The organism is Enterobacter sp. N18-03635, assembly GCF_004006055.1.
GTDB lineage: Bacteria > Pseudomonadota > Gammaproteobacteria > Enterobacterales > Enterobacteriaceae > Enterobacter > Enterobacter vonholyi.
On record NZ_CP034769.1, the window covers coordinates 2,678,596 to 2,701,079 of the forward strand.

Below are 22,484 nucleotides of genomic sequence, written 5' to 3' on the forward strand. Positions count from 1 at the left end.
TCTCGGGGCGAGAACGGCGGCGTTTGGGGTTAACACATTCTATTCAGTCTGCGTAAGCTTAAACTGGCCTGAAGGACCTTCCTGTAAGGTGAAGCGGGCCGCATAGCGAACAGAATCGTTTTTCCCTGACACTTTCAGAGCAACATCATATTCTCCGGCTTGCCACGCAATCCCCTGCCACTGGTGACACTGTTGGGTCGTTAACGTCACTTCAGGGCTAAACGTTGACGGCGGCGATACCGCTTTCCACTCATTTCCCGCGCGTTTCATTATGGTGGGCGAATGGCTGGTGACAGGCGCGTCTAACCCGGAGTTAGCGGGAATAGCAAAGCAGGGTTCGTTGTTCTTTAGCGTAACCGAAAGCGACTGATATTGTGCAGGATGAGATACACAGGCACTCACCGTTAATGCGATTGCTACAACACTGAGTAACTGTTTCATAACCATACCCGCCGGTCTTTAGGATTTTGAATAAACAACGATAATACCTGCAGGTATTTATCCTTCAGGTCGGGCCCGATAATTCCCTCAAAACCTGCAATGTTTCGGAAATCACCCAGACCGTAATTTATCAAATAATAAAAATCAGAAATGATAGAAGCCTGCTGCTCCATACCAAAGTCCGATAGTTTTTTATCGGGGGGCAGAGAATAATTATAACTTGCTGCCCAACTGAATGCGCCTCGGGTTCGAACATTCATTCCAATCTGATGCTGCAATACATGCACCATTTCGTGAATAAACCAGTGTTTATATCGCGGAACCTCTATTGAGAAGTCATCCCGATAATGCGGCTCGCGAAAATAGAGCTCACCATTGGGGGTCATCGCGACATCTGTCGACTGCATATTAAACGGCAAATAGCTTTTATTATGGACTTTAACTTCTGAATACTTTATTGCGTCACCAAAAACCGAGCGCGCCAGTGCTATTTCGCCAATGGTGAGAGGACGGGCGCCTCCTTCCTGCAAACTTGCCATGCTATCTTCCTTCCCGGTTGATAATGACCGGGGAAACTCCCCGGCCACATACGCAATTACGCTTCTTTGTTTTCTTTGATGTTCCAGCCAGCGCTGCTTTCAGCACCTTTACCACCAGACGTGGTCTGCTCCCAGTACTGCTGTTTCACTTTCGCAGCCTGGAACGCATAGGTCACACCAACGGTATCGCCGTTGTCTGCACCGGTGTACTGAACAGAGGTGACCAGCACATCTTCCAGCGTGATGCGGGAGTATTCCACCTGCTGACCGCCGGCTTTACAGACGGACAGCTCAACTTTAGTCAGGTGTTTACCGCTGGCGCAGTGTTTCAGGATAGCGGTGGTGGATTTGTCGATCAGCGCGTTAACGTGCAGGTCGTTAAAGTTGACTTTACCGGCACCGCCGCCACCGCCAACGCTCATATTACCTGGCTGGGAAGCACCCCAGGAGAAGGAGGTAATATCAGTCCAGCCGGTGTGGTTAGAATCTTTAGATTCGCCCGTAACACCCTCGACCTTCAGAAACATATCAATAGCCATAATATCTACTCTTCGTGGATGAACAATATTGCTTTCGAAAAAGCACTTATATGGCAAACAGGAAAGCATGGGGCTGAATAAAACCGTCCATATTTTACCTCTGCCTCATATCAAATGACCCGTGTCATTTGACAGTCTTACATTCCCCCTGAATGAACGGAAAGAATGTGAAGTCATTATTACCGTGCGTTATTCTGGAACTTGTTAAGGACGGCATTAACAACTTAGCCGTCTTTCTTGCCGGGTGGCGCTGTGCTTACCCGGCCTACATTGAGAAAAAATATCAATGGGTTGCACGTTTCATCGTAGGCCCGTGCAAGCGTGGCGCCGCCGGGCGAAACTCACAAAACGCATGTTGCTCTTACGCGTCTTTCGTCTTCAGCGACGGCAGTTTAGATACCAGACGCAGAGAAACGGTCAGACCTTCCAGCTGGTAGTGTGGGCGCAGGAAGAACTTCGCGGCGTAGTATCCCGGGTTGTCCTCAATCTCCTGCACCTGCACTTCTGCAGCCGCCAGCGGTTTACGGGACTTGGTCTCCTGGGAGGAGTTAGCCGGGTCACCGTCGACGTAGTTCATCACCCAGTCGTTCAGCCAGCGCTCCATCTCTTCGCGCTCGCGGAAGGAGCCGATTTTGTCGCGCACGATGCACTTCAGGTAGTGGGCAAAGCGGCAGCAGGCGAAAAGGTACGGCAGGCGTGATGCCAGGCGCGCGTTGGCGGTGGCATCCGGGTCGTGGTACTCCGCCGGTTTCTGCAGAGACTGCGCGCCGATGAAGGCGGCAAAGTCGGAGTTTTTGCGGTGAACCAGCGGCATAAAGCCGTTTTTCGCCAGCTCGGCTTCACGACGATCGCTGATGGCGATCTCGGTCGGGCACTTCATGTCTACGCCGCCGTCATCGCTCGGGAAGGTGTGGCACGGCAGGTTTTCCACCGCCCCGCCGGACTCCACGCCGCGAATCGAGGTGCACCAGCCGTACTCTTTGAAGGAGCGGTTGATGTTGGCGGCCATCGCATACGCGGCGTTCGCCCACGAGTAGCTGTTGTGGTTCGCGCCGTCGGTCTGCTCTTCAAAGTCAAAGCTGTCGACCGGGTTGGTGCGAATGCCGTACGGCAGGCGCGACAGGAAGCGCGGCATCACCAGGCCCAGATAGCGGGCATCTTCGGATTCACGCAGCGAACGCCAGGCGGCGTATTCAGTGTTCTGGAAGATCTTGGTCAGGTCGCGCGGGTTGGCCAGCTCCTGCCAGGACTCCATCTGCATCACGCCCGGTGCGGTGCCGGTGATAAACGGACAGTGCGCCGCAGAGCCGATGCGCGCCATTTCCCCCAGCAGCTCAACGTCCTGCGGGCTGTGGTCGAAGTAGTAGTCGCCGACGATGCAGCCAAACGGCTCGCCGCCGAACTGACCGTACTCCTGCTCGTAGATTTTTTTGAAGATCGGGCTCTGGTCCCAGCCCACGCCCTTGAAGCGCTTCAGGGTACGGCCCAGCTCCTGCTTGGAGATGCTCATAAAGCGGATCTTCAGCATCTCGTCAGTTTCAGTGTTGTTCACCAGATAGCTCAGACCGCGCCAGGCGCTCTCCAGCTTCTGAAACTCTTCGTGGTGAATGATCTGGTTTACCTGCTGCGACAGCTGCTCGTCGATACCGGCGATCAGGTTCTGAATGGTACGGTAGGTGTCGTTCGAGAAGGTGACGGTATTTTCCAGCGCCTGCTGCGCCAGGGTTTTGACCGCGCTTTCTACGGCGGAACGCGCCTGGTCGGTTTTCGGGCGGAACTCTTTGTTCAGCAGCGCGCTGAATTCATCCTGGCTGAACGCCTGACCCGCCTGCTGCTCGTGTTGTTGAGTCTGGTTGCTCATCGATTATTCCTCGCTACCTTTCGCGCTTTCGTCATTTTTCGGCAACTGGCTCAGGGATTTGAGCAGCGTCGGATCCTGCAGAATTTTAGCGATCAGCTCTTCCGCACCGTTTTTACCGTCCATATAGGTCAGCAGGTTGGAGAGCTGGGTACGCGCTTCCAGCAGCTTGTTCAGCGGCTCGACCTTGCGGGCCACCGCATCCGGCAGGAAGTCGTCCATGCTGTCGAAGGTCAGATCCACGTTGAGCTTACCTTCGCCGGTCAGGGTGTTATCCACCTGGAACGCCACGCGCGGCTTAAGCGCCTTCATGCGTTCGTCAAAGTTGTCGATGTCGATTTCGAGGAATTTACGCTCGTCGACGGCCGGCAGGTTTTCAACCGGTTTGCCGACCAGATCGGCCATGACGCCCATCACAAACGGCAGCTGAATCTTACGTTCTGCACCGTAGATCTCTACGTCGTACTCGATCTGCACGCGGGGGGCACGGTTACGTGCGATGAATTTCTGCCCACTGTTACTCATTGCCATGATGTTCTCCATCAAAGATGCGCGGTGAAGGTGAAACGGCAGGCTCCATGCCTGTCGTCATAATGCCTGGACGCGTTATTCGCGGCGCCCAAAGATGTTTTCCAGTTGGTTAACGCCGTCTGGCGCCAGGTCGCGAATAATGTCCATAAAGTTGAGTTCTGACAGCCGCTGCACCCGTTCAATCATCAGCGGTGCGGGGTGGCTCGGTTCGTACTGCGCAAAATACTGTTTTGCTTTTTCCAGCATCAGCTGCGCGTCGGCGCGGCTGGTGACCTGCACGCTGCGCCAGTCGGTGACCGGCTGAGCGGGCTGCGCTGCCGACGACGGCTGCTCTGCCTGTGGTTCTGCATGCGCCTCACGGTTCGGCAGCAGCTTGCTGATGTCGGTTACCTGACACGCGCTGGCTACCAGTCCGACGGTTTTAAGCAGCTGCTCCATCTCGGGCACGCCGCTTTCACCGAGATGTCCGGTGAGCAGCTCGCGAATGGCCAGCAGACGTTCGTTAATGACGATAACCGCGGCGGTTCCCGGCTGGTCGCCGCGGGCCAGCTCGTCAATCAGCCGCGGACGCCCGCCGGGATAGTCCGGGCATTCGGTTTTACTGCCGTCCAGCAGGGCCTGGGCATCCCGGAGCGAAATTTCGTCGCCGTTTGAACGCAGCAGCGAGGCGTTACGCACGGCGATGGTGAGGTCGGACTTATCGCTCAGCCCTGCCAGGGCGTTAATGCGGTAGAACGGGTCGGTTTCGCCATACTCTTCCAGCAGCGGATAGAGCGGCTCCCAGTAGCGGGCGATCGCCTCCTGCACCAGCAGCAATCCGTCCGCGTAGCCTGCCAGCCCGCGACGGCGGGTCCAGGCATGGGTTAACGCCAGCAGGACGCGAAGATCTTTGGTGCGGGTCAGCAGGCTGATGGCGTATTTTTCCACCGTGTTCCAGTCAGCTGGTTCTGCCGGAATAATGGTGTCGCCAAACTGCTGTTCCGCTTTCCCAAGACTTGCCTGATTCATGCTCTGGAATTCGGCGTCGTACTCCAGGTTTTCGCCACAGGGTTTTTCGGGACTTATTGGCGCGAGAAATTCTTCGATATTCATGAGATCCCTGCTTATTCAAACATAGGCGGATAGAGACCGTGACGGCCCGGACGAGCGCCCCCTGCCGGGTCGAACAGCAGGGTGAAAAGCTGCCCGGTAAAGTTACCGCTGTGCACGTGGGTGTACAGCGGGTAGCCGTCGCAGCGGTTGGTCCACCAGTAGCTGGTCTGACGCAGAGGATCAAAACATTCAGCCGCCTGAGGCCAGCCCAGCGTGCTCTGGCCGTCCTCGTCATAGCCAATCACATCAAGTATGTCGGAACGCTTTTGCGGCTCGACCGGCTGCGGCGCCGGAATGGTCATCAGCATTTCGTCGAGCTGCGAGGCGGAAAAACTGTTGCGCACCGCGTGCAGCCCCAGGCGCCCAATCTGCTGATACCAGCTTTCTGCCTGGCTGAGCAGGCTGGTCGACCATTCGGACGGCGCGAAGCTCAGCTGAAGGCAAACAGGATACTGTCGGCCAACGCTGTCGCGGCCGGGCAGCAGACAGCCCATCTGGATCATCTGGCTGCCCAGCATGGGCGGTACCACAAAATTCCAGACTGGCGCTTTCTGAAACTGGCGCTCGCCGCTGCGCTGCTCTTCCTGCTGCCAGGCCAGCAGACCGACCTGGAACCAGTGTGACCACTGGCGCTGTAAAGTGTCAGGAAAGCGACGCTGCAAAAAATCTCCGGCGCTGGGTAACTTGCCATACCAGCTGTAGCGGTTCATCGCAGGGGTATTCGTCATACGGCTGTCCTTGCGGTTATGGGCATGAGAAACGGGGAAGCTGGAACGGGTTACGAATGCTGTTTGGCGCAAACTCCAGCGTGACCTGATGTCCGTCGACGTTAAAGGTGGCCTGACGGCTGAGGCTACCCGCCCCCGGGCTGGTGCTCGCTTTATCAAAGAAGCGGTTCAGCGCCCAGGAACCGTTGGTCACCAGCGTCGCCGTGCTGCCGTTAGCCAGACCCAGCTGCATGCGCACCTGGTTGGTGCCGCCCGGCCCCGGCCAGTTCATGATCTGCACGGCCTGCGGGCCGTGGCTGTAGCGCAGCAGCTGGCCGTCAACGTCCAGCGTCAGGTTCAGAATGGAGTTATCCATTCGCACGGTGCGAACCGTCACCTTAAAGGACGGCGTGGTTGCGCCGTTAGCAAAGAAGGCGTCGCGAATCGACTGGGCCTGCTGGAACGGTCTCAGCAGCCCTTCACTGCCCGGCAGCGTTTTACCGTCGATGCCCGGCATAAAGCGCCAGTTTGCCTGGGTGGTGTCCACTTTGCTGGTCAGGTTATCGCGAAAGAAGGTATCCATCAGCCCGGTCCCCGGCGCAAACATGCGCGCGAGATCGTCAGGGGTGACCTCGGTGCTGGCGCTGCGCACCAGCGGGTAGCGACCGGCAATTGCCTGGCGGCAAAAACCGCCCACTTCAACGTTAATCCGCTTCCGTACGTTTTCCAGGTCACGACGCTGGGTATCGCTGCTGGCGCCCACAGCCATGTTGCTGAACATGGTTTGCAGCCCGCCCGGCAGACGACCGGCGCTGGCCTGCAGGCGGCTGATCGCCTCCCCGCCCGGCGCCGGCATGCCGCTGTTGGCCGCATCCTGAACGGCGGTCAGGTAGCGATACAGCTCATCCACCTGCTTGAGAAAATCGTCAAACACGATGGTCTTCCCGCCCTTCTCCAGCGGCTGGGCCAGCTCAATCATCGGCGCGTAGTGGTCGGTCACCAGCTGCTCCGGCGCCTGGGTAACCGCGGCGGCCTGCGTCGGCGCATTGTCATTATTACTGAACAGCGCTTCCAGCGTGCGGGTGGCGCGGTTGCTTTGCGCCTGTGCTTTACCTGCATCTTCCGGCGCTGGCGTATCGCGGGAGAGCGTCAGGACCTGGCTCAGGTTCTGCACCAGACGGCGCAGCGGCGAGTTGGCTCCGGAGAGCAGGCGCGCGGTGTTGATGCGCTGGGAAAGATCGGCGCTGTTATTGAGCTGAATGTCGGCGAGGAAGCGATCCCAGTTCGCGATAAAGTCGCGCATGTAGAGCTGGCGCACGGCGTTGTCGATCTGCTGTTTATCCTCCTGCGCCGTCGCGGCCCCCAGCACCCAGGCGTCGTCCTCGTGCAGAGCGGTGGTTACGCTGTCAATCTGGCCGTTAAAGCTTTTCCAGTAGCCGTCCGGCGTATAGAGCCCCGGTACGCCTTCGCTGATCGGCTTGCCGCTTTTACGGGAAAATACCAGCTCGCTCTGCGGCCCGCCCAGGTCGGAAAGGGAAACCGGCTTCAGGTTTTCATCATGCTCCAGCAGGCGCTTGAGGCGACCGTACACCCGCGTGGAGAGCGGCTGCTGGCCGATCATCGCCCTTTCGCGCGCAACCAGAGATTCATCCTGCGCGTACGGCGAGGCCTGAATCTTCGGCTCCAGCAGCTGGGTCAGGTGCCATTCAAGCTGCTGCAGCTGCGCCTTCGTGACGTTCTGCGGCAGATTCCGCTGCAGGTTGAGCATCACCCACGAATGCAGGAATTTACCGTCGTAGTGCTTCGGCTGATAGAGCATCTGATAGGCTTTCAGCGCCTCATAGCTGTATTCCACATCGCTGCCGTTGTCGTTACGAAGCCAGGTGGTGATGTGCATGGCAACGGCAGGGAGCAGCATCTGATCCAGCGCTTTCTGATACAGCGACTGCGAGGCGTCGCTGACGTCATCCCCGCGATAGAGTCCCATACGGCGGGATACGGGCGGATCGTTGACATCAAACGCGTCGCTTTTCGGCAGATCCACCAGGCTATTCAGCAGCGGCAGCAGATCGAACAGGTCACGCTGGGTCTGGTTCTGCAATACTTTGCTCTGCTGGTCCAGCAGCGGCACCTTCGCATCCACCTCTTCCAGATAGGCCTTGTTTTTGGCATAGCTGGTCAGCCACAGACCGCCCAGGATCACCAGCAGGGCCAGCAGCGCCGCGTAGCCGGACCATATCACCGCCCGGTTGCGCAGTTCCCACCAGCGGTTTTCGCCTGCGATCCCGGCTTCCTGGAAGATGACGTTTTGCAGCAGGTTCTTAATGAAGAAACTCTGGCCTTTTGCGCCCGGGATTGGCGCTTCTTTGCTGACCGAATCCCAGTTATCCGCCTCTCCCCCTTCCGGCAGCGACAGCGCGCGGTTCAGTTCGCCCATCACGCGGTCGAACGGCATGCCTTCCTGCGTCCCGCTGGCGAAGTAGATCCCGCGCGGAGAGAACTCGGTTTCGAAGTTGGAGCGGGCGAAGACCGTGCTCAGGTAGTCCGCCAGCAGCGGACGCAGCGCGGCGAACTCCTGCGGGAAGAGATACGCTTCTGCGCGGGTTTTCGCGTCATGCTCTTTCAGCATGGTTTCCGGCAGCCCGGCATCGAGGCGCTGCTGCAGCAGAGAAAACTCCTGCTGGAAGTTGCCCATCAGGTCGTAATCGGCGTGTTTGGTTTGCTCCCACGGCAGCGTAAAGCCCCAGATCTGGTCGCGCTGCGCTTTATCGTAGTCGGCAAACCAGGCGCGGAAGCCTTTAAGCAGGTCGGCCTTGGTCACCATCACGTAGACCGGGAAGCGGATACCCAGCTGTTCATGCAGCTCGGACAGGCGCTGGCGCAGGTTCACCGCCTGCTGGCGGGACGCCTCGGCAGACTGGGTCAGCAGGTCCGAAATGCTGATCGTGACGATGACGCCGTTAATCGGCTGGCGGCGGCGGTACTTGCGCAGTAACCCCATGAACTGCAGCCACTCACCGGCGTCCTGCACCTGCTCGCTCTCCTGAGTGGTATAGCGGCCCGCCGTGTCCAGCAGCACCGCTTCATTGGTAAACCACCAGTCGCAGTTACGCGTGCCGCCAATACCCCGCAGCGCGGTCTTACCGAAGCGGTCGGCCAGCGGGAACTGCAGCCCGGAGTTGACCAGCGCCGTGGTTTTGCCGGAGCCCGGCGCGCCAATAATGACGTACCACGGCAGCTGATAGAGATATTGCGTGCTGAAGCGCTGCGTCCACTGGGCGCCCTGGCCCGCTTTGCTGAAGTGCGCTTTTTTAAGCATCTGCGCGGCTTCATCAAAGCGGCTGGCGAGGATCTGCTCCTCGCTGTTCAGTCGCTTCTGCGGATCCGCCGCTTCCGGGCTGGTGGTGTTCTCATTGAGCTTGTCCATCAGCTTGCGGTTCAGCCAGGCGTTATAAAGACGCGGCAGAATGTGGCCCTGCGCCCAGAGCAGATAGACCACGGCAATGCTGATAATACGGTTCTGTTCAGATTCAAGCGGTCGGGTGTCCACGATGGACAACAGAGGACCAATCATCCAGATCACCGCCGCCAGCGCCGTTACGCCGAGGAAGCTCCACAGAATGCGGTTGGTCAAAATGGAAAGAAGTGTAGTCAGCATTCCTTAGTTTCCTTGCGGCAATCCGTTCAGCTCGGCCTGAGTGTTTTCAGGCGACACCAGCAGAGTAATTTCCACACGGCGGTTACGGGCGCGGTTTTCAGGCGTCGTGTTCGGCGCCACCGGGTTAATCTCGCCCCGCCCTTCCGCTTTCACGCGGCCAGGCTGAGAGAGGCTTCCCTGCAGCATTTTTTGTACCGAGCGGGCGCGTTCCAGAGAGAGTTCATAGTTGGAGGCAAAGCGCGCGCTGCGGATCGGCACGTTGTCGCTGTAGCCCACCACCAGAATTTTGCCGCTGACGTTATTCATCGCCTGCGCAATGCGGTTGATGACCGGTTCATAGCGGTCGCGCACGACGGTCGAGGCAGAGGCAAACAGTCCGTCGCCTTTCAGGATAACGACGCTGCGATCCGCTTCGTCTTTCACCGTCACCAGGCCAGCCTCGATTTCAGGCTTCAGGAAACCGCGAAGGTTCAGCACCGCCGGTAGCTGACGGGCCGGTTGCTGAATAGTGGTTTCCGGCAGCTGGGACTGGTAAATCTTCGCCAGCACCGGGTTGGTGCTGTCGCCAAGACGCCAGTTAAGCACGATATAGAAGAGACAGGCGATAAACCCGGCCAGCGCCACGCAGGCCCACAGGGGAACCATCGGCCGCCAGAGCTTACGCAGCACGGGACGATCTTCCGGATGGGGAGAAAGCGGCGGCGGATAGCTGCCGCGCACGCCGCGGATCATCTGCCACAGCCGCTGCTTGATGGTCTCAAGCTGGGTGCGGCCGTTATCCAGCACCCGATAGCGCCCTTCGAAGCCCAGCAGCAGGCAGTAGTTGATCATCTCCAGCAGCAGAATGTGCTCGCGCGGGTTCTGCGACAGGCGCGCCAGCAGCTGGAAGAACTTCTCGCCGCCCCAGGTTTCGTTATGGAACGTCACCAGCAGACCGTTGCTGGACCAGACGCCGCTGCTGCCCCAGGGGGTGAGCGCGGCGGCCTCGTCGAGCGCCGTACACAGGCAGTAACGTGCCCCGACGATCACTTCGTAGGGCAGCCCTGCCTGCTGGCAGCGGACTTCAAAACGGCGAATTTCATCGATCAGGCGCTGGCGTAACGCCACCTGATCGTCATGGGAGACCGAATGACGGATCTGCGGAATCGCATTGAGCAGCGGATTGGCGGCCGCCACCAGCTGATTGTTGCTACTGGCCCCGGTAAACGCGGCATCACTGCCGGTGTCCTGTCGTTCCTGCATATTAAGCGCTCGCTTTATTATTCTGTCGGGCTACGGATGGCCCAAAACTCCATATCCAGCCCCGGGAACTCCCCTGCAAGGTGCAGGGCGAATGCGCCGGACTTATCCATCTCGTGCCACAGCTCGCTGCCCTTCTCGAGCTCGAAGTAGCTGTAGCCGGCATGCCACGGGATCTGCGGCGGCGCGACCGGCATGGCCCGCAGCATAATGCCCGGCAGCTGAAGCTGAACCAGATCGCGGATTTTCGACACCGGTGCGACCTTCATCTGCGCCGGGAAATGGGTTTGCAGGTGTTCGCCCGGCACGTTGGCTTTTACCGCCAGCACGAAGCCGAACTCACGCACCATGCTGGTTTCAGGCACCGTGGCGATGTTCAGGCCGTGAGAGCGTTCGTTAAGCGGGATCTGAATCGCGTGGTCTTCCATCACCAGCGACAGCCCCTGACGCAGCATCAGCATCAGCTTGCTGAAGCAGTTTGCCAGATCGTCATGATCGTAAATCGGCAGCACGCTTTCGGCGGTCCGCTGCGACGTCCAGGTGGCAAGTTCGGTCGCAAACGGCAGCCAGCTGCGCCAGAGCGTTTCCGGGTGCAGCAGCGGGAGGGTTTTTAAATGAGACACCTCGCCCAGATGACGATTAACCAGCGACAGCAGCGTGAACTCAATCAGTTCAGAAGTATTAAAGCGACCGGGCTGGCGCAAACGACCGCCAATTTGCTGGCTGCGCTGTACCAGCAAGCCGTGCAGATCGTTGATCATGCTGTAGATCTGCGGGCTGTTGTTGGCATTGAGCATCGGCGGGATGTAGCTGATGTCGAGCCGCACGTGGTTGTCGTTACGTTTCTCCGTCACAAACGCCACGCCGATGGCGGTCCATTCTGCCGTGAGGTCTTTTTCCAGCATCAGGGTCAGACGCAGGCGGCCAAACTGAACGGTGGCATCTCCCACCGACATGGCGTTGTCGTCTTCCACCTCTTGCTCGAAAGCGATAAAGCGCGCCAGCGAGGCAGGCTCTTCGCTGAAAATCACCTCTTCTCTCTCGCCACGACGAACCGGCAGCGCGAGCACCACCTTTTCGTTAGTGAGATTGTCAGGAATTTTCAGCGGTACAGGGCCGTTGCGCCCGTTACGGACCTGGAAAAAGGTGCCGTCCGGCAGCAACCCACTGCAGTAGCTCAGGGCTATGCATCCCTGACGAAGCATCGCTTCATCCAGTTCAACGTCAAGAAAGCCCCAGAGATACGATCGCTGCAGCGCGCCCCATTCACGAACATGGTTGAGCAGATAGCTTTCAGTCCGCTGAAAATGGTGTGGACGCAGGAACATGCCTTCGGTCCAGACGACCTTTTCTGCTTTCGTCATGATGATGTATTTCCTGTTTTGAAGCGCGTTACTGGCTGATGACCCGAATGCCGTTCACGTCGAGAAAAACGTTGGCCTGGAGTTCATCTGCGGACCATTTCCAGAACTGGTAGATATGATTTTCGCCAGGCACGGGCAGAGGAAGTGAAACGCGCCATTTTTTGCCATCCAGCACCTGATACTCCGCCATCACGCCGATGTAGCGGGCCTCCGGAGAGCTTTGCCCGCTGAGGGTTTTGGACAGCTGTCCCGGCATCAGGAAGAACACGTCGCTGTTCAGCAGATTCGCGCCAAGCGTGGCTGACGCGTTGTTCTGCAGGGAGTAAAAGTCGCTGGACATGAAATCCGCATCGGATTTCAGCAACAGCACCCGAACCTTAAGCGGCGCAGATTCATTGATTTGTGGATGAGCCTGAAACTGCAGATTGTAGCGGGAGGGGTCGCTGTGTGAAGACGACGTACAACCACTGACCATGGCGAAAATCACCGCGTAAAAGAATAACCACAGCTTATGAAAATTTTTATTATTCATAAAAATGCGCTCATGAAAGCCGTTTAGTTCAGGATCCAGGTACCGTTAGCGCTGTCTTTGCAGGCTTTGCTGTTACCATCGACATCGACACAGGTCGCTTTTTTACGCGTCTTCGGACGAATAGCCTGTTTACGCACGGCGGCGTCGTACAGGTCGGCCTTGATCACGGCGCGCATCGGGACGTAACCAATCAGCTGCTCGTTACCTTCATCGGCAAGCGCCATCCAGTAGTGTTCAACCTGACCCAGCACCACGTACGTTTTTCCGGTATCAAGAGTGCGGATAACTTTACCGCCGAAGTCAGGACGGCTCATCAGAGAGGCCGGATACATAGCACGATACGGCTCGTTGACCGGCGTGAACTCCGCCGGCGGGGTAACAGCGTGACGGTGGGTTAAGGTGACGCCGTTGACCTGACTGGTCTCGATAGTATCGTCGTTGATCACAGGTTTCTGCGGCGCTTTACAGCCCGCCACCGCCATTACAAACAGAAGTGAAAACAGTACGCGCATTTTCATATGCTTTTCCGTAGCGATATTTCGATGATGAAGATAAGGGGGTGAAGTTTGACTTAAGTGCTATTGTTAAAATAGCCAGGATATTTTCGGGGCGTTACTATTTTAAGGGCATAGCTACCGCACGAGCCCTTCAGAATAAGGCCCAGCGTCTTCCTGACATATTTTGACAAACGGTAAGCAAGTTTACATGAGCTTTGCCTCAATTCAATATTTACCGTTGCGTAACTGTTGCTAAATGAAGCAGTCGGAAAATTATAGGATTAATCCTATGAAAAAACCCGACATAGCCCAAACCCTCTTATTTTCCTACCAGAACACACTGCAACTTAATGTTTTATATACCAAAAATACAAAAGAGAAATACTTTCATTAACGCAATACCACTATTATCGCCACTACCATAATTAGTAGAATTTGCGTATTGATGAGGTCAGCAGAATATATCAACGATGAATTATTTGTTGCACTAACAGGGTATCTTTAATATCGATCGGACTCTAAGAGTCGAATGTAACTATTTCACTTAGGTTGCAGAATGTTAATTTCACGACTAAAAATAACTTTATATTTCTCGTTATGGCATTTGTCCCGTCAGGCCTAAATTTTATCCATTAATCATTAAGCCTGAATTAACCTTCCTGACCTTATCTCAGCCGAAAATGCCCGCGATAGCCCGCCAGCTGTGAATGTTTTTTATTGTCACCGCTCAAACGCTTCATTCGAAACTTTATTGGTGCTACATCTTCTCCTGCTCGCCCCATCTATCTTGCTTACCGTGCGATAGATAAGATTTATTATTAAAATGATAAAAAATCGTTATAATTTCTTTAAATGTTTCAACACCAGACCCTATAAACAACTGTAATAAAAAAAATTTAAGTTAAAGCATCTTTTCGTACCGCACGCGCGTCGCCATCCGGTCGTCATTGCTTTCGCTTATCGCTCTTTGCAGCGCTTTTAGGGGTTCAGACGTTGTGTGACCGAACAAATCAGGAGTGGGTATGAACAAGAAAAGACGCTCGGTGCCGGGTATCAGACACTATGACGGTCCTGCCGGCGGCTGGGGCGCATTGAAAGCGACGGCCATTGCAGTACGTACCCAAATGGATACCCTTGATGCCCCCGCGACGCTGCTGCGCACCAACCAGCCTGACGGCTTTGACTGCCCGGGCTGCGCGTGGCCGGATAAAGAACACAAATCGACCTTCCAGTTCTGCGAGAACGGCGCCAAAGCGGTGACCTGGGAAGCCACCAGCAAACGCGTTACCCCCGCGTTTCTGGCCGAAAACAGCGTCTCCTCGCTGCTGGCAAAATCGGACTTTGAGCTGGAAGGTTACGGTCGACTCACGCATCCCCTGCGCTATGACCCGGCAAGCGATACCTTCCGGCCCGTCGCCTGGGACGAGGCGTTTGAACGCATCGGCGAAGTGCTGCGCGGGCTCGAACCGGACCAGGTTGAGTTCTATACCTCCGGGCGGGCCTCTAACGAAGCGGCGTATCTGTTCCAGCTGTTCGCTCGCGAATACGGCACCAACAATTTCCCCGACTGCTCTAATATGTGTCACGAGGCCACCAGCGTCGGTTTGCCGCGTTCGATTGGCATCGGGAAAGGCACCGTCTCGCTGGATGATTTCGACAAGACCGAGCTGGTTATCTCCATCGGTCACAACCCCGGCACGAACCATCCGCGAATGATGGGCACCCTCCACGAGCTGGCCCGCCGCAACGTGCCGATTATCGTCTTTAACCCGCTGCGCGAGCGCGCCCTCGAACGTTTCGCCGATCCGCAAAGCGTGATTGAAATGGCAACTTACGGCTCTACGGATATTGCCTCAACCTATTTCCAGGTGAAGGCCGGAGGCGATGCCGCCGCGCTGAAAGGCATTGCCAAACACCTTCTCGAAATGGAGGCCGAGCGCGGTGGCATGCTGGATCATGCATTTATTGCCGAACACACCCAGGGCATTGAGGACTTCGCCGCCGATATCGCACAGACCCGCTGGGACGAGATCGAGCGGGAGTCAGGTCTCAGTCAGGCGGCCCTCAAAACGGTAGCCGACGCCTATGCGAAATCAAATGCCACCATCATTACCTACGGGATGGGCATTACCCAGCACAATAAAGGCACGGCGAACGTCCGCCTGATCGCCGACCTGCTGCTGCTGCGCGGGAATATTGGCAAGCCCGGTGCGGGAATATGCCCCCTGCGCGGTCATTCAAACGTTCAGGGGAACCGTACCGTCGGGATTAGCGAGAAACCCACGCCGGCCTTCCTGAACCGTCTAAAGGACGTTTTCGGCTTTGAGCCGCCGTCTCACCATGGACACGATGCGGTGCAGGCCACGCAGGCGATGATCGACGGCCGCGCGAAGGCGCTCATCTGCCTCGGGGGTAATTTTGCGGTGGCGATGCCCGATCACGAACGTGGTTTTCCGGCGATGGGTAACCTGGACTTGAGCGTGCACGTCGGCACCAAGCTGAACCGTACCCATCTGCTGGTGGGCAAAGAGACCTTTATTTTCCCGTGTCTTGGCCGTACCGAGCTGGATGTTCAGGCTACCGGTCGTCAGTCCATTACCGTCGAAGACTCGATGTCGATGGTCCATGCCTCATCCGGCAAGCTGAAACCCGCCTCACCGTTACTCCGTTCGGAACCGGCTATCGTCGCCGGCATGGCGAAAGCCACACTGCCGGAAACCCGCGTGGACTGGCTGATGCTGATTGAGGATTACGACCGCATCCGCGATCTGATCGAGCAGACCATCCCGGGCTTTGAGAACTACAATGCGCGGATCCGCGTTCCCGGTGGCTTCCGCATGCCGCTGCCGCCGACGCAACGCATCTGGCCAACGGCGACGGGGAAAGCGATGTTCTCGGTGTTCGACGGTGTTCACGAGAACGCCAGCGGCGAAGGTGAGCATGTTATGCGGCTAATCACGCTGCGCAGCCACGACCAGTACAACACCACCATTTACGCCCTTGACGACCGCTACCGCGGCGTGTTTGGCCGCCGCGACGTGTTGTTCATGAACGAGGACGATATGGCGCAGTCAGGGCTGGAACACGGCGACCGCGTGGATATCGAAACCGCCCTCCCCGGCAGCGTTCAGCGTCTGAAAGATATTACCGTGGTGGCGTACAACATCGCGCCGGGCACCGTCGGCGCCTATTATCCGGAGGCCAACGTGCTGGTACCGCTGGATTATCTGGATAATGACAGCGGTACGCCGTCGTATAAATCCGTTCCGGTTCGCATCACCCTGCGCTCTAAAGAGATCCGCATGCTGTAAGGTAGTTCGCGCAGAGAAAAAGATGGATATTAAACAGTTAAAATATTTAATCGCGCTCGACGAGACCCGCCATTTTGGCAAGGCGGCCTCGCAGTGCAACATCACCCAGCCGACCCTCTCCATGCGCATCCGCAGCCTGGAAGAGGAGCTGGGGCTGGTGCTGATTGTTCGAGGACAGCGCTTTGAAGGGTTTACGCCGGAGGGTGAACGCATCCTCGCGTGGGCCCGCGCGCTGCTGGCCGCGCACGACGGGCTGCAGGCGGAAGCGGCTCTGTGCAAAGGCCAGGTGGTGGGCGAACTACGTCTCGGGATGGTGCCGCTGGCGAGCGTGGATCCGATGATCTTTATTCGCCTGCTGACCCAAAAATATCCGGAGCTGACCTACAGCCTCTATTCCATGTCCTCCGCGCAGATTGCCGACGGCGTCAGCCGCAATCAGCTTGAGCTGGGAATTTGCTACCTCAACAGCATCGACACCAGCCTGTTCGATATTATCCAGCTACCCAAAACCAAGATGGGCCTGCTGCACGACGTCCGCCATTTCCAGCTCGGCCAGGAGACGTTGACCTGGCGCGATCTGACGGATTTTCCGCTGGGGTTTCTGACTAAAGGGATGCATTACCGGGCGCATATGGAGGCCAGCTTTAAGTCTGCAGGCATCGAACCGGCGTCCGTTTTCGAGAGCGACTCCACGTTTCAGATCATCCAGGCGGTGCAAAGCGGCGTATGCTGCGCCGTGATGCCGCTGAATAACGGTCTGGAAGATCTGAACAGTAATTTCAGGATTGTCCCCATCGCCGACGCGAACATTGAGGCCCCTGTCGGCCTGATTATGCGCAGGCAGAAGCCCGTCTCCTCGCTGGCGCTACGCTGTTTTACCGACGCGCAGGAGATTTATCACGCCAACAATGAGGCGTAGGCCTGGCGCGTCACCACGCTAAAACCATCAATCAGCACCGCGCCGCACACGGCCCGATATTCCGGCAAACTCACCAGCGCGCGGAGCGCATCGCGAAGGGCATCAAGGGTGTCAGGCGAGGTGTGGTGCGAGGTAATGAGCGGCAGCCCCGGCGTCAGAGGGGTATGGTCAATCACCGCCAGCCCCGTCAGTCTTTCCGGCTCGTGACGCTGCAGCAACGCCCATGTCACGCAGTCGATGGCCGCGATATCCCCTGCCCCGCGTTTGACATCGATCAGCGACTGGCGATGGCTGCCGCTGAAGGACGTTTGCGCGAAAAATGGACCGTTGCTCACCAGGGGAGCGACTATTTTTCGCAGCGTATTGTAGCCGGACTGCGAATCCGGAGAATTACATACCGCACGACGTCCGCGAAAATCCGCCAGCGTGAGATGCCGATCCTCCTCGCGCACCACCAGAAAGCTGCGGTACTGGATCCCTTCGCAGCCAGGTGCCACGTAGTGAAAACAGCCGACCACCTGCACGTCCGGAAGCTGGGTAACCAGCGGATAACCGCAGGTCTGGCTGAGGACAAGCGCAGGCTGTCGCCAGTGGGTCAGCAGATCGGACTCCGGCCAGCCGGGATCGCGATCGACGGACACACCGCGCGCAGCCAGCAGCCCTTTTACCGCCAGCCAGAGCGCAAGGGTGTCGGCGCGATCCACAGCATACATGGGAAACGCCAGCAGGTTACTCATACCCTTCCCCCTGTTGTTTTCCTGGGTGAACGGTGACGTCAACGGGCCTGCCCCAGAACTGACGCAGCCATTCACCATAGCCTCTGACGAGAAAACCGTGGTTTCGCTGCTGGTACGCCTCCCGGTTTTGCTGGTAGATGGCCTTCAGCCCGTACCAGGGCACGCCCGGCAGATCGTGATGTACTGAATGGTAGTTGAGATTCAAAAACAGTACCCGCCAGAACAGCCCGGCCTCGTTAATGACGGAGCGCGCCAGCGGATCGTCCGCCGCGCGATGCTCGAAAAACGATCGGACCTTGGTCAGCGCCAGCGCCGGATAGCTGACCGCCAGCACGAACCAGAAGGGAGAAAAACCGACGTGCGTCATCCAGGCGAAGAGTGCCACCAGCAGCAAAAGGTGAACCAGCCACATCGTCATTGCGCGCAGGTGAAGGTGACGAAATGCCGCCGCGGCGCTGCCCAGCGTCTGAAGGATATCCAGCAGCGGTGCCAGCATCAGCCGTCCGGCAAAGGTATTCCGGGCCCTGATAAGCCGTTTCTGCCAGGGAGAAAAGCGCGCCCAGCTCTCGTCGGTAAAATAGTACGACTCCGGATCATCCACCGGATGGGTCAGGCTATGGTGCCGATGATGGGCGAGATGGGAGTCCCGGTACAGGCCGTACGGATACCAGACCGCCAGCGGGAGCGTGCCAAACAGCTGGTTCAGCCAGGCAAAACGGGTGGGATGCCCGTGGATCAGCTCATGCTGCAGCGACATGTACCAGGCGGTAAACCCGATGAGCAGCAGCGTGGCGGGCAGCAGGCCCAGCGTTTGCCAGAACGCCAGCGTGGTAAACCAGCCTGCATAAATAGTGATAATCAGCAGCCACGTGGGCAGTTCGCTTCGCCATAAAAAACCCGATGCGAGGTGGCGGATTTGTTCGCGTTGTTGCGGATGTAAATAGAGGGAGCTTCGTTGACTCATTCCTTCAGACGCCGTTTCGCCAGAGATAATTCTCTGACGATCGGGGAAAACGCCTGAAATAACAAAGAACATTAATCGCTTTGCTTTGCCAGAAACGTGGGGGTCATTCGTTCCTTGACTTATTCTGTAATAAAGGTACTTTTCAGGACATGAAAAAGATCCTGATTATTGTTCCCGACGGCGGCATGCTGTTTGAAGCCGCCGGTATCGCCGACATTCTGATGCAGGCCAACCGGCTGCATCCGGAAGGGCTTGCGCAGCCCCGCTACCGGATTATCATCGCCACCACGCAGCCTCACCAGGTGATCCACGGCCAGTCCGGCCTGAATTTGCTGGCGGACTATCGCCTGCCGGAGCTGGATCCGCGCGAGCCGCTGGACACCATTATCATTACCGGGCGCGGTATGAACGAGCAGGAGAGCACGGCCGTTGTGGACTGGCTGCACCTCGCTGCGCCGCACGCCCGGCGGGTAGCCTCTATCTGCGGCGGCGCGATGCTGCTGGCCCAGACCGGCCTGTTGGACGGTCGCCGCGCGACCACCCACTGGCGGCTGCTGGAGACAATGCAGACACAGTACCCGTCAATCCGGGTCGAAGGTGGCCCGCTGTACATTCAGGACGGCCCCATCTGGACCTCCGGCGGCGTCAGTTCCGGGTTCGATCTGACCCTGGCGCTTGTCGAGGACGATTACGGATTTACCCTCGCCCGCGACGTCGCGCAGGATATGGTGATGTACCTGCGCCGTCCCGGCGGGCAGCTGCAGTTCAGCCGCTACAGCCTTCAGCAGCCCGGCACATCCGGTCCGATAAGCGAACTGCAAACCTGGATCCTGCAGAACCTCACCGCCGATCTGTGCGTGGAAAATCTGGCCGAGAAAGCGGCAATGAGCCCGCGTAATTTCACCCGCGTGTTTACCCGCGACGCGGGAGTTTCTCCCGCCCGCTATGTGACCGAAGCGCGCCTGGCCGCGGCCCGTCAGCTTCTTGAGCAGACCCATGACTCCCTTGAGCGCGTTGCCGAGCAAAGCGGGTTTGGCACCAGCATTAACTTGCGCCGCATCTTTGAGAAACAGCTTCACCTTACGCCCGGCGAGTACCGCCAGCGCTTCCACTGCCGCAAAATGGCGTAATCTGATCCTTTTTTGTCGTTTACGCCAACCTGCCCGACGCCTACAGTGACTCCAGACAACAGAGATAAGGAGTGCACCATGGTTAAGGTCGGTATTAACGGTTTCGGCCGTATCGGACGTAATTTCCTGCGCGCGGCGCTGGGCAACCCGAATCTGCAGATTGTGGCCATTAACGATCTGACGGACAGCAAAACCCTCGCCCACCTGCTGAAACATGATTCCCTTCTGGGCACGCTGCCCGCGCCCGTTGAAGCAGCTGACGGCGCGCTGCAGGTAGACGGCCAGCGGATCGCCGTATTTAGCGAACGCGATCCGGCGAATATCCCGTGGCGTGAAGCTGGGGTAGACGTGGTGATTGAGGCCACCGGCTTCTTCACTGAACGGGAGAAAGCGGCGGTGCATATCACCCACGGCGGCGCTAAGCGCGTCATCATTTCCGCTCCCGCGAAAAACGATGATCTGACGATTGTGATGGGCGTCAACCATGAGCAGTACGATCCCGCCAAACACGCGGTGGTAAGCAACGGGAGTTGCACCACGAACGGTCTGGCGCCGGCCGCTCAGGTGCTGCACCAGCAGTTCGGGATTGAGCATGGCCTGATGAACACGACGCACGCCTACACCAACAGCCAGGCGCTGCACGATCAGCCGGAAAAAGATCTGCGCGGCGCTCGCGCGGCGGCGCTGTCGATTGTGCCTTATTCAAGCGGTGCGGCGAAAGCGCTGGGGAAAGTGATCCCTTCCCTTGACGGCAAACTGACCGGGTACTCCCTGCGCGTGCCGGTGCCGGTGGTGTCGATTGTGGATTTAACGGTAACGCTGAGCCGTAACGTAACCGCCGAAGAGGTGAATGACGCGTTCCGCAACGCGGCCGCCAGCGGGCCTCTTAAAGGCATTCTGGGCTATAGCGATGAACCGCTAGTCTCCAGCGACTACCAGGGCGACCCACGCTCCTCAATTATCGACGGGCTTTCAACGCTGGTGATTGGCGGGAACATGGTGAAGATCCTGGCGTGGTATGACAACGAGTGGGGCTTCTCTAACCGCCTGGTGGATCTGGCGGTGCTGATGGATAAGAAAGGGCTGTAAACCTGAGGCCGGGTGGCACGAACGCTTACCCGGCTAAAAAATCACTCCGCTTTAACTTTCACACCCATAAACACAATCACCATCGCCGTCACCAGCAGGAAACCGCTTCCCGCGAACACGCCGCTGGCGCCGTTAAGATCAAACACTGCCCCACCTCCGGCCGCACCGGCGCTTATCGCCAGCTGGATTGAGGCCACCAGCAGCCCCCCTGCACTTTCGGCTTCATCCGGAACGGTAGTGGCAAGCCAGGTTGACCAGCCCACCGGAACCAGACCAAATGCAAAGCCCCATAGTGCGACAAGCAGCCCGTCCAGCATCGCCAGATGACCAAAGGCGACCATCATGAGCGCGAGAACGCCCATCGCAAACGGCACCAGCGCCAGCGTCAGGCGCAGATTGCGTGCCAGCAGATGCCCTGCAACAGAAGTGCCCACAAAGTTGGCAATACCAAAGCCCAGCAGGATCAGCGAAATGGTCTCCACGCTCGCCTGCCCCACCGTCTCCAGGAACGGACGCAGGTAGGTAAAGAAGGCGAAATGGCCGCTGAAGATCAGAATGGTCGCCAGCATGCCGCCGATCATTCCCGGACGACGCAGCACGCGGAACAGCGTACTCAGGCTGCCGCTGCTCTCCGGCTTCATGGACGGCAGCACCCAGAGCTGCCACAGCAGCGCCAGCATGCTCGGCAGAATGCAGAGTATAAAGACGTTGCGCCAGCCGATCAGGCTGCCCAGATAGCTGCCGAGCGGCGCCGCGACCACCGTGGCAATTGATACGCTGGAGAAGATCACCGCCAGCGCTTTCGGCACTTTATCTGCCGGAACCAGACGCATCGTAGTCGCCGTCGACATCGCCCAGAATCCCCCAATGGCTACCCCCAGCAGCAGACGCCCCATCAGCAGGACGTGCAGGTTGGGCGCAAAGGCCACCAGCAGGCTGGAGATAATTTGCAGCACCGAGAAAAACATCAGCACCCAGCGGCGGTCAATACTTTTGGTGGCAGGCGTAATCAGCAACCCGGTGACCAGCGCCACCAGCGCGGTGGCGGTGACGGCCTGTCCGGCCATTCCCTCGGTCACGCCCAGGCTCGCGGCCATAGGCGTTAACAAACTCGCCGGCAGAAATTCTGCCGTAATCAAACCAAATACCCCCAGCCCCAGTGAATAGACGGCCCGCCAGGCGGGTTTTGCAGGCGCTACCGCCTCGCTCGCCGCGACACATGAACTCATCTGTTGATCTCCCGTTATAAAAATGTGACTACTGTCGCAAAAGAATAGAAGGTTCACCCTGGACGATCTATGACATATAATCTCCACTTATTGATTATTCGTCCGGAG

General features: G+C 57.9%; 19 protein-coding genes. 4 read left to right on the forward strand and 15 right to left on the reverse strand.

Annotated elements, in window-relative coordinates; translation table 11 throughout:
* Positions 1–39: 39 nt before the first annotated feature.
* The 12 genes from ELK40_RS13505 to ELK40_RS13560 all read right to left on the reverse strand — a co-directional run bounded on the left by ELK40_RS13505 (position 40) and on the right by ELK40_RS13560 (position 13,018).
* Entirely contained in the window at positions 40–447 is a 408-nt protein-coding gene (locus tag ELK40_RS13505) for a putative T6SS immunity periplasmic lipoprotein (protein WP_111964764.1), read from the reverse strand.
* Positions 438–980: a hypothetical protein gene (locus ELK40_RS13510; RefSeq protein ID WP_021240381.1), complete on the reverse strand. Its 543-nt coding sequence runs from the start codon at positions 978–980 to the stop codon at positions 438–440. Before ELK40_RS13510 ends, ELK40_RS13505 begins: the two co-directional genes overlap by 10 nt.
* A gap of 56 nt (positions 981–1,036) precedes the next feature.
* Complete coding sequence (locus tag ELK40_RS13515) at positions 1,037–1,519, reverse strand: type VI secretion system tube protein Hcp (protein ID WP_008502640.1); 483 nt, start codon at positions 1,517–1,519, stop codon at positions 1,037–1,039.
* A gap of 361 nt (positions 1,520–1,880) precedes the next feature.
* A complete protein-coding gene (gene tssC, locus ELK40_RS13520; protein WP_014884232.1) occupies positions 1,881–3,380 on the reverse strand; it encodes a type VI secretion system contractile sheath large subunit in 1,500 nt (499 codons plus the stop codon).
* A 3-nt stretch (positions 3,381–3,383) separates the two neighbouring features.
* Positions 3,384–3,908, reverse strand: a complete 525-nt coding sequence (gene tssB, locus ELK40_RS13525) for a type VI secretion system contractile sheath small subunit (RefSeq protein ID WP_008502644.1) — start codon at positions 3,906–3,908, stop codon at positions 3,384–3,386.
* A 75-nt stretch (positions 3,909–3,983) separates the two neighbouring features.
* Positions 3,984–5,000, reverse strand: a complete 1,017-nt coding sequence (tssA, locus tag ELK40_RS13530; RefSeq protein ID WP_115875525.1) for a type VI secretion system protein TssA — start codon at positions 4,998–5,000, stop codon at positions 3,984–3,986.
* Positions 5,001–5,011: 11 nt separating this feature from the next.
* Positions 5,012–5,728, reverse strand: coding sequence for a type VI secretion system-associated protein TagF (gene tagF, locus ELK40_RS13535; protein ID WP_029740102.1), 717 nt, complete (start codon positions 5,726–5,728; stop codon positions 5,012–5,014).
* Between the two features lie 16 nt (positions 5,729–5,744).
* Entirely contained in the window at positions 5,745–9,365 is a 3,621-nt protein-coding gene (gene tssM / locus ELK40_RS13540; RefSeq protein WP_127731375.1) for a type VI secretion system membrane subunit TssM, read from the reverse strand.
* A 3-nt stretch (positions 9,366–9,368) separates the two neighbouring features.
* Positions 9,369–10,607: a DotU family type VI secretion system protein gene (locus ELK40_RS13545; protein ID WP_127731377.1), complete on the reverse strand. Its 1,239-nt coding sequence runs from the start codon at positions 10,605–10,607 to the stop codon at positions 9,369–9,371.
* A gap of 17 nt (positions 10,608–10,624) precedes the next feature.
* Positions 10,625–11,968: a type VI secretion system baseplate subunit TssK gene (tssK, locus tag ELK40_RS13550; protein WP_127731379.1), complete on the reverse strand. Its 1,344-nt coding sequence runs from the start codon at positions 11,966–11,968 to the stop codon at positions 10,625–10,627.
* Between the two features lie 28 nt (positions 11,969–11,996).
* Positions 11,997–12,500, reverse strand: a complete 504-nt coding sequence (gene tssJ, locus ELK40_RS13555; protein WP_127731381.1) for a type VI secretion system lipoprotein TssJ — start codon at positions 12,498–12,500, stop codon at positions 11,997–11,999.
* A 23-nt stretch (positions 12,501–12,523) separates the two neighbouring features.
* Complete coding sequence (locus ELK40_RS13560) at positions 12,524–13,018, reverse strand: SH3 domain-containing protein (RefSeq protein ID WP_111964770.1); 495 nt, start codon at positions 13,016–13,018, stop codon at positions 12,524–12,526.
* Positions 13,019–14,019: 1,001 nt separating this feature from the next.
* On the opposite strand from ELK40_RS13560, the gene ELK40_RS13565 reads away from it, so the two are divergent.
* On the forward strand, positions 14,020–16,308 hold the full coding sequence (locus ELK40_RS13565; RefSeq protein WP_127731383.1) for an FdhF/YdeP family oxidoreductase: 2,289 nt from the start codon (positions 14,020–14,022) through the stop codon (positions 16,306–16,308).
* 22 nt (positions 16,309–16,330) lie between these two features.
* Positions 16,331–17,227 (forward strand): LysR family transcriptional regulator, encoded by an 897-nt coding sequence (locus ELK40_RS13570; protein WP_127731385.1) that lies wholly within the window; start codon positions 16,331–16,333, stop codon positions 17,225–17,227.
* Here the strand turns inward: ELK40_RS13570 and ELK40_RS13575 are convergent.
* Positions 17,206–17,964, reverse strand: coding sequence for a PhnD/SsuA/transferrin family substrate-binding protein (locus ELK40_RS13575; RefSeq protein WP_127731387.1), 759 nt, complete (start codon positions 17,962–17,964; stop codon positions 17,206–17,208). The two genes, ELK40_RS13570 and ELK40_RS13575, sit on opposite strands and share 22 nt — an antisense overlap.
* Positions 17,957–18,928 (reverse strand): fatty acid desaturase, encoded by a 972-nt coding sequence (locus ELK40_RS13580; protein ID WP_127731389.1) that lies wholly within the window; start codon positions 18,926–18,928, stop codon positions 17,957–17,959. Before ELK40_RS13580 ends, ELK40_RS13575 begins: the two co-directional genes overlap by 8 nt.
* A 149-nt stretch (positions 18,929–19,077) precedes the next feature.
* Between ELK40_RS13580 and ELK40_RS13585 the strand changes: the two genes are divergently transcribed.
* Entirely contained in the window at positions 19,078–20,058 is a 981-nt protein-coding gene (locus ELK40_RS13585; protein ID WP_111964774.1) for a helix-turn-helix domain-containing protein, read from the forward strand.
* Positions 20,059–20,136: 78 nt separating this feature from the next.
* On the forward strand, positions 20,137–21,147 hold the full coding sequence (gap, locus tag ELK40_RS13590; RefSeq protein ID WP_127731391.1) for a type I glyceraldehyde-3-phosphate dehydrogenase: 1,011 nt from the start codon (positions 20,137–20,139) through the stop codon (positions 21,145–21,147).
* 41 nt (positions 21,148–21,188) lie between these two features.
* On the opposite strand, the gene ELK40_RS13595 is transcribed toward gap, so the two are convergent.
* Entirely contained in the window at positions 21,189–22,376 is a 1,188-nt protein-coding gene (locus tag ELK40_RS13595; protein ID WP_127731392.1) for an MFS transporter, read from the reverse strand.
* Positions 22,377–22,484 lie beyond the last annotated feature (108 nt).

Excerpts from the sequence above, each read along its gene's own strand:
- ELK40_RS13515 (WP_008502640.1), bottom strand. The coding sequence starts at position 1,519 with ATGGCTATTGATATGTTTCTGAAGGTCGAGGGTGTTACGGGCGAATCT.
- tssB (WP_008502644.1), bottom strand. The coding sequence starts at position 3,908 with ATGGCAATGAGTAACAGTGGGCAGAAATTCATCGCACGTAACCGTGCC.
- ELK40_RS13575 (WP_127731387.1), bottom strand. The coding sequence starts at position 17,964 with ATGAGTAACCTGCTGGCGTTTCCCATGTATGCTGTGGATCGCGCCGAC.
- ELK40_RS13505 (WP_111964764.1), bottom strand. The coding sequence starts at position 447 with ATGGTTATGAAACAGTTACTCAGTGTTGTAGCAATCGCATTAACGGTG.
- ELK40_RS13570 (WP_127731385.1), top strand. The coding sequence starts at position 16,331 with ATGGATATTAAACAGTTAAAATATTTAATCGCGCTCGACGAGACCCGC.
- tssJ (WP_127731381.1), bottom strand. The coding sequence starts at position 12,500 with ATGAATAATAAAAATTTTCATAAGCTGTGGTTATTCTTTTACGCGGTG.
- tssM (WP_127731375.1), bottom strand. The coding sequence starts at position 9,365 with ATGCTGACTACACTTCTTTCCATTTTGACCAACCGCATTCTGTGGAGC.
- ELK40_RS13565 (WP_127731383.1), top strand. The coding sequence starts at position 14,020 with ATGAACAAGAAAAGACGCTCGGTGCCGGGTATCAGACACTATGACGGT.
- gap (WP_127731391.1), top strand. The coding sequence starts at position 20,137 with ATGGTTAAGGTCGGTATTAACGGTTTCGGCCGTATCGGACGTAATTTC.
- tssA (WP_115875525.1), bottom strand. The coding sequence starts at position 5,000 with ATGAATATCGAAGAATTTCTCGCGCCAATAAGTCCCGAAAAACCCTGT.
- tagF (WP_029740102.1), bottom strand. The coding sequence starts at position 5,728 with ATGACGAATACCCCTGCGATGAACCGCTACAGCTGGTATGGCAAGTTA.
- tssC (WP_014884232.1), bottom strand. The coding sequence starts at position 3,380 with ATGAGCAACCAGACTCAACAACACGAGCAGCAGGCGGGTCAGGCGTTC.
- ELK40_RS13585 (WP_111964774.1), top strand. The coding sequence starts at position 19,078 with ATGAAAAAGATCCTGATTATTGTTCCCGACGGCGGCATGCTGTTTGAA.
- ELK40_RS13560 (WP_111964770.1), bottom strand. The coding sequence starts at position 13,018 with ATGAAAATGCGCGTACTGTTTTCACTTCTGTTTGTAATGGCGGTGGCG.
- ELK40_RS13510 (WP_021240381.1), bottom strand. The coding sequence starts at position 980 with ATGGCAAGTTTGCAGGAAGGAGGCGCCCGTCCTCTCACCATTGGCGAA.
- ELK40_RS13580 (WP_127731389.1), bottom strand. The coding sequence starts at position 18,928 with ATGAGTCAACGAAGCTCCCTCTATTTACATCCGCAACAACGCGAACAA.
- tssK (WP_127731379.1), bottom strand. The coding sequence starts at position 11,968 with ATGACGAAAGCAGAAAAGGTCGTCTGGACCGAAGGCATGTTCCTGCGT.
- ELK40_RS13545 (WP_127731377.1), bottom strand. The coding sequence starts at position 10,607 with ATGCAGGAACGACAGGACACCGGCAGTGATGCCGCGTTTACCGGGGCC.
- ELK40_RS13595 (WP_127731392.1), bottom strand. The coding sequence starts at position 22,376 with ATGAGTTCATGTGTCGCGGCGAGCGAGGCGGTAGCGCCTGCAAAACCC.